Source organism: Pedobacter sp. UBA4863 (assembly GCF_002399615.1).
Taxonomy (GTDB): Bacteria; Bacteroidota; Bacteroidia; order Sphingobacteriales; family Sphingobacteriaceae; genus Pedobacter.
In genome coordinates, this window is sequence record NZ_DHDZ01000062.1 from 11,474 (window position 1) to 26,230 (window position 14,757).

Genomic DNA, 14,757 nt, shown 5'->3' on the forward strand with positions numbered 1-14,757 from the left:
GGCAGTATGGACGAAAAATCGGGAATGAATTTTTCGGAATATGTAGCAATCTTATCAGGAAATACAGATCTGTTAGATAAAGCCAAGTTAGAAAAAAAGATTGCAGGATTGGAAAGCGAAAAACAAGCGTTCAACCGTTCTAAATCCAGTGCCAAATACAAGTTGCAAGATTTTACGGAATTGCTGGATAGTACACAATCACGTTTAAACCGAATGAGCCTTGATTGGGAAAACTTACAGCAACGCATACAAAAACGTTCGGATGGCACAATCGCCAATCCTATGCTATTGGACGGCTTACCTCCCAATGCAGATGTAAAACAAATTGGTGCAAGGCTTAACCAGATTGCGGATAAAGCCCGCACCGGAGGTCAATATGAAGAAATAGGAAGCTTATATGGTTTTACACTCTTGGTTAAAACCGAAATATCAGAAAAAGAAGGTGTTGATATTCGAGCAAACCGCTTCTTGGTTCAGGGAGAAGGCAATGTCAAATACACCTACAACAACGGTTTGATTGCCAAAGATGAAAAGCTGGCTGCTATGAACTTCCTTAACGCACTGGAGAAATTGCCTGGCTACATCGAGCAGGAGCATAAGAAAATTGTGGAGATACAAAAAGACTTACCTATTCTTCAGGAAGTGGTAAACGGCACTTGGTCTAAAGAAAACCGATTGAGCGAACTTAAAACGGATTTGGCAGCCGTAGAACGAAAGATACAGCTTTCAATTGAGCCTGTAAAACAAAGTGAAGAAGCTGTGGAAGAGGTAGAAAAACAGAAAGAAACCCCAACTGTTTCGGAAAGTATTGTACGAACGAAAGGTGTAACTGCCTAATCATAATGTTCACGGGTATGTAAAATAAACTGTTTCATCTAAAATAATGCTTCTCAAAAAACTAGTTCAAATCTAATATCATTCTATCAGGAAACCAAATGGCAAGTTTCTGAGCAGTTGTAGCCCAATTGCTCAGAGGCATGGTCCATTTTTCGCTGATGTTCTTTTGTGCCAGATAGATCAGTTTCAAAAGCGCCATATCTGACGTAAATGCCCCCTTTGTTTTGGTGACTTTCCTTACCTGTCGATGGAATCCCTCAATTGTGTTTGTGGTGTAGATCATTTTTCTGACTGCAGCATCGTAGCGAAAATAGCTGGTAAGTTTCGACCAGTTTCTTCGCCAGGATTCTAGCACTTTTTCATATTTCTTGCCCCATTTCTCTTCAAGTTCCTCTAGCCTCAGCTCTGCCAGCTCAAGCGTTTCCGCCTGGTAAACAGGCTTCAGGTCTTTCATAAAAGCTTTCTGGTCCTTAGAGGCAACATATTTGAGGCTGTTGCGTATCTGATGAACAATGCACGTCTGTATCTCGGTTTGTGGGTAAACGGCGTTGATTGCCTGTGGAAAACCATTCAGGTTATCAATGCAGGCGATGAGTATGTCCTTAACGCCACGGTTCTGCAGATCGGTAAGTACGCCCAACCAAAAATTGGCTCCCTCACTCTGGGAAACGTACATTCCCAAAAGTTCTTTATGTCCGTGGCGGTTTATCCCAAGAATATTATAGACAGCATGCGAAACCATTCGGTGGTCCTCTTTTACCTTATAGTGCATAGCATCAAGCCAAACGATCGTATAGGGCTCCTCAAGCGGCCGAGACTGCCATTCCTTTACCTCGGGTAGATCTTATCGGTAATAGAGGAAAGTGTTGTATGGCTGATGTCTGTATCATACATATCCTTTATGTGCCTGGAAATATCACGCAGGCTCATTCCCAGCCCATACATACCGATGATTTTAACCTCAAGGCTTTCTGCCAAGATAGTTTCTCTTTTACGGATAATCTCAGGCTCAAAGGTCGAATTCCGATCTCGGGGTGTCTGAATGGAAATCGTCCCGGCGGAGGTTTTTATCTCTTTGGAGCTCTTGCCATTTTTTCGGTTGCCCGAAAAACGCTCATCCTGGTCAAGATGCGTGTCCAATTCAGCCTCAAGGGCAGAATCAAGAAAGCTTTTTAGCAAAGGAGCGAATGCCCCATCTTTGCCGTACAATGATTTGCCCGAACGTAGTTGCTCAAGGGATTTTTGTTGCATTAGCTCATAATCGAGCTGTTTTTCTCTCCTCATAATAAACTGTATCTAAAGTTAGTGATTTTAACTTTTGACACAGTTTATTTTACATTCTCATGTTCACTATAATTTCCATATATTATTATATTTAAGTTTACAAATCCAATTCCATCCTCGCCGTTGATAATGTATCTTTCTTCTCCGTTTATCCTTATCAGCATATTCATATACGCATTGACTTACGTTTGTGTAATGGGACTTGATATACTTTGGTTTACTTTCTGATGACATTATACAGTACAATCTGTAAAACTTCAATTGACAAATGAATAAGCCACACCTGTCAATGAATCGAACTCAAACCCAAAAGCCCACAATACTTCATTAAGGATATCTTTTTGGATTTCTGATATCTAATAAGTCCATTTTTTTCAATTAATCAACTTTTAATACTTATCAAATTATTGGTTATACTTCATTTTTAAATAAGTTAACACATTTATAGCTTCCGTATGATTTAGTGCCTTAGGAAATATAATAAGTTCATATAATTTAATTCCCGCTTTATTATCATTCCAAAAATTATTAAATCTTCCGCCTAAAGAAATATCGTATTTTGCTATAGTTGGAGTGTTCATTGTTAATTTTTGATGAATATAATTGGGTTGCAATAAAGTATTATATTGTAACATTTCAACACCGACCTTTTTGGTAATACCGCCAAATATTATTTCCCGTGAGCTTAAACGTGTTGGGTTAGCAAAATTGATTATTTCAGTATTTGTCCCGGTGTTGGGATAAGATACAAAAGAACCATTTGTATTTATCATTGATTGTCCCGGCAAATTTCCTGTAAAGCCAAAACTTATAGAATATTGATAATTATTTGTTGAAAATGGATTAGTAAAGAACCAAAATACACTTACATCATTTACCCATAGTTTGGTAACTTCAGTACCTGGTATATATAAAAAATTACCATTTCCATTAAAATGTATATAAGGCTTGCCATTTACACCGTTTTCTTTAAAAATGGGATGGGTACTTGGAATTGTTTTAATATTATCTTGATAACAACCAACATTTGTAGCTTTACCGGCATTCGTATCTACGATATTAAATAATTCAGGTATTTCACTGTTAAAAGTAGGATTTGGATTATCTAAACCATTGATATATTCAGAATTATACCAAAGTGAAGGTTGTAGATTCTGAATTACTTTTATTCCAGTTGAATCTAGTAAACAACTCATTTACCACCTCCTCACTTTATTATCATCGTACGCTTCGTAACTGTAGGTGCCGTCATCATATTTCTGTCCCTTGTACATTACCTTACCATTGGCCGGAGTTATTGTTTCTCTATCTGTGGCCCATGTTGCTCCTTCCAAAGCATTAATAACATCACTATCATAAATCCATTTTTCTTTAACTACAATTGTAGCGGATAAATCTCCATACTGGTTAAAAGTTGCTAGATAATTGCCATCAGATTTAAATAGTTCGTTGTTGTAAACCTTTAAAACCCTGTTAACTATCGAATTATCAACAAACTTTAACTCCCCTCCATTGTTCCAAAACATGCCATTGGTTGTTCCTGTATAATCCACGGCGCTTTGCGTTAGTTGCATTAATGGCCTTGATGTCGTATTTGCCAAAAATGTTAAGTAGGCTGCAGTAGATGAACCTGCTATGCCTAGACCAACACCGTTAAACTGCCAAGTACCAACAGACTGGTTGATTGACTTCATATAGGCCCAATTGGCTGGTGTTATAAATTTATTTGCTAAAGAGCCCCCAACTGCTTCGGCATCAGTTGCGGCGAGTTGTGCAGCTCTTCTAGGTATTCTTAGTGGAGTATTATCATTGTAAAAATAATACCAGTAGTTAGCGTCAGCATAAAACTGCATCTGGTAAGCACCTGTAATGGTACTTCCAATATATACGTCAGAAGCATTCCAGTTCCCAGCGGCAGTTAATTGCGTTATAATGGTAGCGTTGGTAATTATCGGCAGGGTTACTTCATAAAAGCTTTCAATTTCCTTAGTCGCCGAAAGGGAAAGTATTCTATTTCCGGTTAAACTGTTTAGCGTAGGGGCTTGCTGAAAACTCTTTTTCCCCGAAATGTTTTCGTTAACGTTTCCCGATTTATGTATATAATCATTGCTAACAGCATCAACAGCTCTTGAAGAAGTGAAATACAAATTGGCAGTTCCCTCCGGAAGCTGATCGGTATTGGTAGCGGCAGAAACCGAGCCTCCTTCTATCCAACTATTGTCATCAGCATCCCAGTTGTAGTTCTTTACATCCGTTCCTTGTCCCGGATCAACCTGTGCGTAATCTCCTACCTGTAACGGAGGATTAAAAGTGGTGCTTTCCAATGCGATTAAAGAAGCGAATTTACCTCTAAAGTGCTGATTGTAATCGGCCGTGTTTAACTTTAGTGCCAGTACATCCGCTATTTTTTGGGGGATATCTACCCAGCTGGCATCACCATCCAAAATGCTCTGCTTTTCCAATGTTTGGCCATTAGATCCGCCATTTATTACACCATCGACTATTAAATTTTTTAGATCTTTAAAAGCAGTAACACCATCACTTATTTTTAACTGGGTAACTGTTTCCTTGTCAGCAACCAATTCTGTGGCAACCAACATAACATGAAGTGGCTGGGCACCTGTTCCAAAAATCTCATCAGGATTGTAGTTAGCTAAAGATCTCATTATAAAAGGTCGTTTGGAGCCACTCTCTTCTGGCAAGCCATTAATTAATGAACTAGTTACATAATTAGAATCATTAATCAGTTGCGATGTATTTGTAGGGATTTCCTGTTCAAAGTAATCGCGTAACAACTTAATAAGTTCCCTTAACTTTATGCCCTGGGTTTTGTTGATACTTTCTACATAAGGGCCCATCGACTTGATGACTTCATCAATATAGGCATCTGTGATTGGTGGAATTTGTGACATAATACTATAATTTAGACGTTAAAAAGCTAATTTATTACCTAAAATATTCATTATTCTTAATGAATATTCTACCTGCACTTTAAAGCAACAATTTACTCTAACCTATCTTCATCTAAACGAACGAAGCTTAAGTCTTATGAGATTAAATCAATGGTTTTATACTAATTTGTATGCTATCTTTGTATTTTAAGTGCATGTATTATTTATTTTTCATTTTTTTCACTTGCTTTATGTTCTACAGTGTTTTGTATATAATTTCTTATTACTATAAGTGAATTTTCAAGCAACTTAGCTTCTTCCATAGATAAATCTTTCAACCTATAAACAGCGTTATTAATATTGTTATAGGAATTGACAAGCTCTTTTATTTGATCATCATTAATATTCATTATATTTTTGTCTGTCGTTCTCATAATCGTTAATTATATTATTAAATACTATTATCTGTATAATTGTCCTTATCCACATAAGCAATAAAAACAAATTGGTGCATACTATTTTACCATTATAGTCTATGTAAGGTTGTTAGTACCGTCTTCAGGCGAGTTGTTAGCAGTCATATTACCTCTATATAGCTTTTTATTATAATAACACCCAAGATGTACCATTAAACTTAAACACAAGTGTATTTGCCAACGCCTTATAACCTGCTGCATATATATGAGAACTAGTTACTTGATCATAAAAAAACACACATCCTGTAAGGAAAAACTCTACACCTAAATTTCTAACCTCTACTACATCACCATTGCTTGGTGAAGATGGTAAGTTTAAAGTCATTTCATCACTATCACCATCAAAAGTCATAATTTGAACTATGGTATAAGGTTTTGCTGCGACAACATCATAATAAGACATAGTATAATCAACTCCGTTGATTATTTCAAATGATGGAGTAGCTGCCCCCCCACCAGCATTTGCATCTACATAAGCCTTAGTGGCAGCATGATTTGCTAACGTAGGCGTAGCTACCTCTAAGTTACCTGTAATCTTGGTATCGCCATTTATAGTAACATCATAGCCAGAGTTTGTGCCATCAACTGTAAGTTTGTTTGTTCCACCCGTAGAAACTATAAAATCAGCGTTATTATCTAATGATATGTGAAATGGATTAGGTGCATCAGAATAAATGCCTAACATCGCATACTCGGTAGTTATACCAACCTCAGTATTAGTAAATGATAAATTGTCATCATTTAGCATTGAACTAACAAGCGCCCCATCCTTATTAATTTTCAAAGAATTTTTAGCTGTAACTGAACCATTGACTTGTAATCTGCTAATTCCATCATCGGTTGTAGTGCCTATTAGAACATTTCCGCCACCGTGTTGAAGAGCTAAAGGTGCATTACTTCCTCCGTACATGCTCACAAACCCAAAAGGATTACCGCTATTATTATTCCATCCTAATTGAACAGATTGTCCTGGTGTACTCGATCTACCTACATTTATATCTTTGTTTGTTGCACCAGCTTCATAAAGTCTAATTACACCACTAGTAAAAATTAAATTACCGTTAATAGCTTGTGTTCCGCTAAATTCATTACCACCAATCAAATTCGCTTTATCATTCAAATCTTCTGCCATAGCAATATAACCATTTCTTGCGGGAATTTTTGGGTTCATAGAGTTTTCACCTGCTTCAATCGTAAGATAAGTATAGCCACCCTCATCCCAATTCAAATCCTGCGCCATTATACCACGACTAAGAAGTTTAGTCCTAACATCGGTTTCAAACCCATAAGCGGTTATGCCTTGATTTCCATAAAATGGTTCTTCAGTATCCCTAGCTAAGATGGAATTATTCCATCCAGAGAACACCTTATCACCTACAACAACCTGATTACCTGCAAGTTTAACAACTTCATTATCCATAGCTAAAAGACCAGTTTTTGCAGGTACTCTAGGGAAATGTGATTGTGTACCTACATCTAAAATCAGTCTTGTGAAATTGTCACTAAGGTCGCCATAATTTTGAGTCATCAATCCAGTGTCCATCAATCTAGTACGACCATTGTCCCATTCAACAAAAATACCTGTATCATCATATTGGGGTTCGTCAGACAAATAACCTCTCATGTTATTATATCCACTAAACGTTTTATTTCCTGTTATAATTTGATTAGTATTAATAGTTGCATAGTTAGCTAGTTCATTACTAACTGCTAAGGTCGTAGGGTACTTAGTATCATTTGGTATAGTTAAGTCGGTAGCCTTATTAGCAATGTTTTCTTTGAGTGACAAACTTAGCCAACTTGTCATTACATTTATTGGAACAGGTTTAAGTGTTATTGTACCGCCATCAACCTCAACACCAAATAAGCTATTAAGTTTTGTATAGTCTGTAATTGGTGTAGTAGACGCAGGTAATCCCGCTAAACCAGTAGCGTTAGAAGCGGTCCCACTAATATTATTATTTAGTGTAGAACCATCGTTAATTTTTAAAAAAGCGTTGGCTGCATCCTTATTAAACCTATATAAACCGCCATTTACGTGTTGACCGATTAGGGAGGTTAATGAACCGCCCTGCGGAGATACACTTGCTATTTCATTCGCATCCATATAATTAGTGTGAGAACCTAAATATCTGGCACTTCCGTTTAAACTACCATTAAAAAAAATACCGTTAAATACTGGTGCAGTAACGTGTCCGTTGGTTGGGTCTATTTTAAGTGCCTTTTCAGGCACAGCCCAGTTACCGATAAACACCTCATTATTATCATACTCAGATTGGTAAATTCCAGCAGTAGTAAGTACTGAATGATTTAATTGAATATTAGCTCCATTACAATTAGCATATATTGTACCTGTAAATGCTTGGTCATCTGTAAATGTATTACCTCCAGCCAAGTTTGCTTTACCAGATACATCAGGTATCTGAGATATCAATGCTAATTTACCAGTAGTATCAGGTAACGAAATGTTAGCAGGCACTGATATATTGTCATTAGTAGCAAGCAAATTGGTAACACCATCATCTGCGCCATTCACTATCCTCATAGACAACTTAGCATTACCATACATTCTAATATCATTTTGGAAACCTTGTAATCCACTAAATGTATTACCTCCAACTAAGTTAGCTTTTCCTGCTAAAGCATCCGCAACGGCTTGTGTGGTAGGATATTTAATATGATTTGGCGAATCAAGATTTATTACTTTATTAGACAGGTCTTCTTTAAGAATAACCACATCAGCAACTTCATTAACATCATCTACTATAGCGATCTCCCCATCTCTATCTTTAGGCAAAGAAAACACTAAATTTTTCTCACTTTCAATATCTCCAGGAATAATAGTTTTATTAGTGGCGCTGGCATTAATATTAGTAAAGGCAAACTGGTCTGTACTCAACAAGAAGCCTGTGCCTACTTCTTCGTTATCAGCGTAACGTGAACTAATAGATTTGTTAGAAGGATTTATAAAAATTCCTCCTCCAAACTCATCTGGCTCTTCTTCATGAGTATTTTTATATGCGGCAAATCGTAACGAGCCAATTTTATCTTCATTACCAGAGACATGAATAACATTATTATTGTTAGCTTTCAAATTTAAAGCATTCTGTGTAGCAGCACTGATAGGTTTATTTAAATCACTAGTATTGTCAATGTTACCAAGCCCCACATCTCCCTTAGCTAAAGTAACAACACCTATTTTCCCTGATACGCTATCTACCGCTCCGGAAGTAATATAGATATAGGCAGAGCCACTCCATCTATAACATTTATTGGTATCTAAAGCTACATATATCTTGCCTGCTTCTCCTGTTGTGGGAAATGAAGCAAGGTTTGCATATTCCAGTACATCATCTACGTAGCTTGGCAGTTGTATAGCAGGCACTTTACCGTTTGCATCTAAAGAAGCATAACCATTAGCTATTCCTTTATTAGATTTATCTTCTTTACCTGAAATATCAATTGGAGAAGGTATATCAGTTGTTAATGCCAGAGTTCCATTCCCCTTAGATGTTGGCACAGTCAATGTTACAGCTATTTCACCCTCTGCTACAAACAACGGTCCAAAGCTACCAGCCGCATTTAATCTTAATTTTGGAGTAATTAATGTTTCACTAGAATTATTATATCTAAACTTATTACTTCTAGTTATCTGACTCTGACTATCTATATATGGTACCGTAAACTCAGCAAAACTTTCAAATTTTGGCCATTGGTATGTTTTGAAAGTTTTGATGCCATTTATTTCTTCATCTCCTGTTTTATGCAGAACATCTGAATCGTTTGCTTTGCCTGAAATATCTCCTTCAGTTATAAAACCACTATCATTTTCCAGTTCACTAACTTTGATGGGCAAATCAGCAAGCTTGGCATAACTACTTAAATCAATATCCGCTATTAAGTTCTTAAGATCTTTAAAAGCGGTAACGCCATCGCTAATTTTTAGCTGCGTAACCGTATGAACTTCATCGATGTACGCTGTAGCTAACAGCATGGTATTAAGCGGTTGCGCTCCCCCACCAAAAATTTCATCCGGATCCCAATCTCCCAGAGGTTTAATGATAAAGGGTTTCTTTTGGTTGTCCTCTTGGGGAATACCAGCTAAAAGTGCCGAATTCACAAAGTTAGAATCATTAGTAAGGTCAGAGGTGTTTTTGGGTATTTCCTGCTCAAAATAATCACGTAGCACCTTAATAAGTTCCCTAAGTTTAACACCTTGTGTTTTGTTATTGCCTTCTACATAAGGGCCTGCCGATTTGATGATCTCATCAATATAGGCATCAGAAATAGGTGGAATTGGCATAGTGTTATTGTTTTATTAAGTTAAACCGTTAATTCATTATCTAAAATATTCATTCTTCCAGATGAGTTCTCTACCTGTATCTTAAATCGATGGTAAATGCTATTACCATCATCATCTACGGTAGGCAAAGGTTCGGGCAATTCATACGACATGGGCTGATTGCTATCTGGAGGCTGTATGCTGTAAATTCTTTCCCAATTTGCTCTGCTGTTCTGTTTAAACAGGTAATAGGTACCGTCATAAGTAGCTGGCATCCACGATAAGGTGTTGGTCGGCTCATCATAACTAAGTTCGGGGGCATCTGGACTTTGGGTATCAACCAATTGTACCGAAGCTACAGTACTGGGTTGCGAAAGTACTTCTTCTGCCTCTTCAAACTCATTGATAATAGTTCTTACCGCCACTATACGGTAGTATAATGTATGACCAAATGGCGGTAGTGGCAGATCAGAAAAATCATCTTCAAAAATAGAGGAAGCTATGGTCTCAGGATCAATCTCTACATCCAGCACCTGTTCCATTTGGGCAATGGATGTAGCTAAGGTTTTATTATTTGTTCTAAACAACCTTAGCTTCTCAAACTGTTCTATTGCTGGCAGGGATGCTATTTCGAAAGTAACCGTAGGGCTATCTATTGCTGAAAAAGAGGTTCGCAGCGCATAATTATCAATAATTGGAACTGCCGCTGTTTCGGTATATAAAATTTCGACCGGTCCTAAGAATTTACTGATGGGGCCAATATTCAATTGGTTGTTAATTTCGGCACAGGTATAAAAATAAAGATCTCTTGAAAAGGCATTCAAGAAATAATCTGTTATCCGAACATATTTTGCCCCAACATCATCAGGTTTTACATAGGTGCGTACCATAGGGAACGGGTTAAAACGGGTATCTGTCGGATCGAGCAGGTCTCCATTCGCATCTCTTATTACGGGCAGATCATTCGTAGTCTGTAAACCTTGTTTTAGGTAATTAAGTATTGGCGGTTGTTCCGTTAAAGGAAGTAATGTTGCTAAAATTGCAGCTTCCAATTTGGCCATCTTTTGTTGGGTGTTATCTTCTGGCAAGAACAATCCGGGCCTGTCGGGTGTAGGAAAACCATAGGAGATTGGTTCAGCCTCATATACTTCGAACACTAAATTTTCTTCGTCCTCGAATTTAAGATTGACCAAATCCAAATAGCGTTGGTTAAAGTTAGGATCGGATGTAAGTGCTTCCAATTGGGCCGTAATACCAATAATGGTTTCTGGAGCATATAGCACACTAAGCACATTTACATGCGAAATACGGTAAAACATAAAACCAAATGGCTTTCTGGAAGAGGGAACACGCACATCAAAGGTAAATGCAGCCTGTTTGGTCGGATCGGGACGTACTTTTAGACCTGGGGCTACTGGCTCATCGAGCTGCTGTGGCTCATAAATATTTCTGGCCAGTAATACCGAAGGCAATGAAATAGCCGAAGCATAAGAAGCATGCAGCTCATTATAAGTCTGAACGGCTATCAGGCTTCGTTTATCATTATCATCAGGTGGAGGCATGATATTGCCTTCATTGAAACTATGTAAAGGAGCAGGTTCTGCAAAGAAATAGGCTCTATACCCAGGATGGTAATTCACACTGATCAGGTCGTTTTCATCAGTTGATGATTTTATCAGTGACGTATCAAAACTGGCATCATAAACATATAGCTTAATTGGGCTGCTCTCCTGTAGCATAACCACTTGTAGCAATTTCCTTTCGTCACTATCTACAATAGGAAGTCTAACCATGCCCTTATACCATTCTACATGGGCTTGATGCAACTGACCAGGCGCATTTTTGGTGGGATTGGTATCCTCAAAAGGGATATTAACTTGTGGATGTGGACTAAGTGAAACGGTATCGAAACTAATTTCATAATAGCCGTCAAAAACGTCGTCTTCATTAGGTATTGGTGTAATTAAGGCAGCTCCATTGATTCCGCCCATCCAATATTTAGTGTCGGCACTTTCCCCGGCATCAACTTCAATTACAGGGTCAACGACATCTGCAAAACTGATCAGTTCGATCTTTTCGGCCAATGGTTCCCAATTACCCTCGTTGGAAAGGTTTTCTACCATGGAGAAACGGCTGCCCATGGCCGGAATGGTATAGTTCTTGTAAGAGCCGAATAATAATTCACTTTGTCTATCATCTGTTCGGTCTCTTACAAACAGTTTTTCTATGGTAATATAAGGCAAACCATTACTACCATTGTTTACCTCCAACACCTTAAACTGCCCCTCTGGGGTTGATAAAACCCCGCCGACAAACCTGTCCAGATCTTCATTGGCAATAAAAGGCTCTTTTTCTTCTTCTGTAATTAGTTGGTATGCGCCGGTAAACAATATCAATTGACTATCGTTTTCGGTAACGGGTCTCATGTCCGCAATCACGCCGATTACCTCCCGCTGTAACCCGGGTTTAAAAAATACTTTTGTTTTATTGGACCTAATTATTGCCGCCAAGGTTTGCTCATTAATTTCTGTCAAACCCGATACATCTATCATATCTACCCAATTAAAGGTAATACGGGTGAATGCTGTATCCTGATTAGGAAATTGGTCTATACGTTTTCTCAACCATGTTTGCTCTTGATTGGTGGTAAAAACCAGTTCATCCTCCTTTTGCACATACTGTACGCTTAAATCGGTTGGTGCAAACAATAAATTGGCCGATTGGAAAATAGTCTCATCGGTGGCTACTTCATTACTTAACGACGATGCTCTCGAAAACCAGTTAATGCCGTATAAGGCATAACAATGTATGCCCACACCTCTTTCAAAATGTACAAATAAGCTAATGGCATCGTCTGGCAAAGGGTTCAACTCAGGAATTCCCGCCACAGGAAAATCATCATCATAGGCATAATAAACCTTGCCCATTACCTCGTTATCAGTTGCTGTAATTTCCGGTTTTACATAACTGGAAGCACTTTGCATCCTATATTCTATTCCATAGTAAACAGGTTTGGGCTGACGGAAGAAATTTTCGTTTACTGCTTCATCAAGCGATGCGAAGAAGTTAAAGTCTTTCCGCTCGTTAAAGAACAACTGTCGTCCAATATTGACCACCCTTGTGTTTTCACGTTTGCTATACCCTTGCTCATCAAACATAAAAGAGAGGTCTTCTTCTGTGGACATCTGATAGCTTACCGGTCGCATCTGTGGTGTACTGGGCAGTAAGGTGTCTTGCTTTGAGGTAGGCAAACCCAAATAAGTATAGGTGGTGCGCACAGGCGAAGCCATACTCTTCTTATTCTCATAAACAAGTTTGTAAACAAATCGCTGTTGGACATCTACGTTACTGGGCGTATCAATGTGACCAAGCCCAAGCATTCTGGCAATGTGATAGTCCAATGCCTGCATTTGGATTACGTCCAGCAAACTTATTTTTTGAGGGTTTTCCTCTGCTATATCATCTTCAGCGTAAATATTATAAAATGCCCTAGGGTCTGTTTCGCTCTTTTGGAGGTATAAAGCTACCAATTGTTGGATAGATTGATCCGTAACCTCTACACTATCTGAAAACCACTTATCGATATAATTACTTGCCCTTACCCTTGTACCATCATTATATTGAGGCCATAAATTATCAATTGGGTAGGCTGTACTTTCTAACCTATCCCTCACTTCTGCTTCATTTAAGCTGATAGCGAAGCCCGCCCCCACTACCGACCAATTGGTCAATGAACGCGAAAGCTGAAAATCGTGGTAGGTCTCAAAACTAATTTTGTCTAAAATAACGTCCAAAGATTTCTTGTAACGAAGTACACTCAAATTGTCGCCAACGATACTTGCTAAAGCTGTTTGATCATTTATTACAATGGTTTGCTTAATACGTTCCTCTGGGCCACCGGCAAAACAAATAGCTTCTATTTTTGCATAAGACGGCGTAGCCGATGTTTGACGCGAAAATCGTAGATCGAAATGGAAAAAAGTTTTATTGAAGACTGAAATCTCAATGACATCGTTATAGGCATTTAAAAAATCGAAGCTATTATTGTTTGGATTAATAGTACTGGCCAGGCTATAGTATTTGGCACTATCTGTAAAGTAAATACGTACTTGATTGCTGATAGCAGTATCGTTTACCACCTGATTAATGCTGTAAGTCCAATAACGCTGTTGCGAATTTACTACCGGACGGGTTTGTTGAAGGTCTATTTCTACTATGGCCGCATTTTGATAAGGCGTACGATAGATCTGTACAAAATCGTTGGGCTGGTTAAACCCGTTGTTGTTGTTACTGTTAAAATAATCGCCCTTGGGCAAATGGTTATTGGCCAGTTCCCCAGTAAAGTTCCATCGTAAATGAAAACCTTCGGCAATACCATTGGAACCATCGGCTCCGGCAACCTGTAAAAACACACCGGGTGAATTATTAAAAATATTGAGCCCTGAACTTTCGCATGGGTTTATATCCAATTGCTCCAACAGTGCTTTTAAGGCATTGAAAGCGTCCAAAAAAGCAAGTAGAGAAGCATCTACTAAGGCCTTTTCATAATCGCTCAACTCGTTACTGCGAGAACAAAACTCCTTAAAAATATTGAGGATAGTCTGGAAAATTGCTACATAGTCATCATAACCGTTATCCATATATCCGGTCCAAAAATCCAGCTCAAAAAAGTTCTGCTCAAAAAAATCGCCCGAAATATTTGCGTTAGAAAAACCTACCCAAAAATCCAGTTCTGCAAAATCCAATTCGCTATAATCGCCGGTAATGTGCACCTGTGGGAAACCTTCTTCACCATTCAATATCCCCAAAATGGCAATAACCCTCAGGTATAATTTGCGCAGCGTATCCTTATCCAGACTGTTAATACTGTCTGTAACTTCGGGATAGTTATCATATTCGCCATTGTTGGCCGCTGTTTGAATGGCCAATAAACAATTGGTAACATAACTATAGTCTGAGCAGAAAGCATTGTTATTAGGCATATCGT

5 protein-coding genes and 2 pseudogenes are annotated in these 14,757 nt (G+C 38.2%); 1 reads left to right on the forward strand and 6 read right to left on the reverse strand.

The features are described from left to right. Window positions 1-837 (forward strand): annotated as a pseudogene (locus tag B3I52_RS15680) (DNA methylase); the annotation flags it as partial. Window positions 838-898: 61 nt separating this feature from the next. Here the strand turns inward: B3I52_RS15680 and B3I52_RS15685 are convergent. From B3I52_RS15685 to B3I52_RS15710, 6 genes and pseudogenes are all read right to left on the reverse strand, one after another. Continuing rightward, a pseudogene (locus B3I52_RS15685) lies at window positions 899-2,121 on the reverse strand (IS256 family transposase). Between the two features lie 404 nt (window positions 2,122-2,525). After that, window positions 2,526-3,317 (reverse strand): hypothetical protein, encoded by a 792-nt coding sequence (locus tag B3I52_RS15690; RefSeq protein ID WP_293303105.1) that lies wholly within the window; start codon window positions 3,315-3,317, stop codon window positions 2,526-2,528. Further along, on the reverse strand, window positions 3,318-5,033 hold the full coding sequence (locus B3I52_RS15695; RefSeq protein ID WP_293303106.1) for a hypothetical protein: 1,716 nt from the start codon (window positions 5,031-5,033) through the stop codon (window positions 3,318-3,320). 203 nt (window positions 5,034-5,236) lie between these two features. Continuing rightward, complete coding sequence (locus B3I52_RS15700) at window positions 5,237-5,446, reverse strand: hypothetical protein (RefSeq protein ID WP_293303109.1); 210 nt, start codon at window positions 5,444-5,446, stop codon at window positions 5,237-5,239. A gap of 169 nt (window positions 5,447-5,615) precedes the next feature. Next, window positions 5,616-9,791 carry a hypothetical protein gene (locus B3I52_RS15705; protein WP_293303111.1) on the reverse strand — a complete coding sequence of 1,392 codons (4,176 nt, stop codon included), beginning with the start codon at window positions 9,789-9,791 and terminating at the stop codon, window positions 5,616-5,618. 20 nt (window positions 9,792-9,811) lie between these two features. Continuing rightward, window positions 9,812-14,752, reverse strand: a complete 4,941-nt coding sequence (locus tag B3I52_RS15710; RefSeq protein WP_293303114.1) for a hypothetical protein — start codon at window positions 14,750-14,752, stop codon at window positions 9,812-9,814. Window positions 14,753-14,757 lie beyond the last annotated feature (5 nt).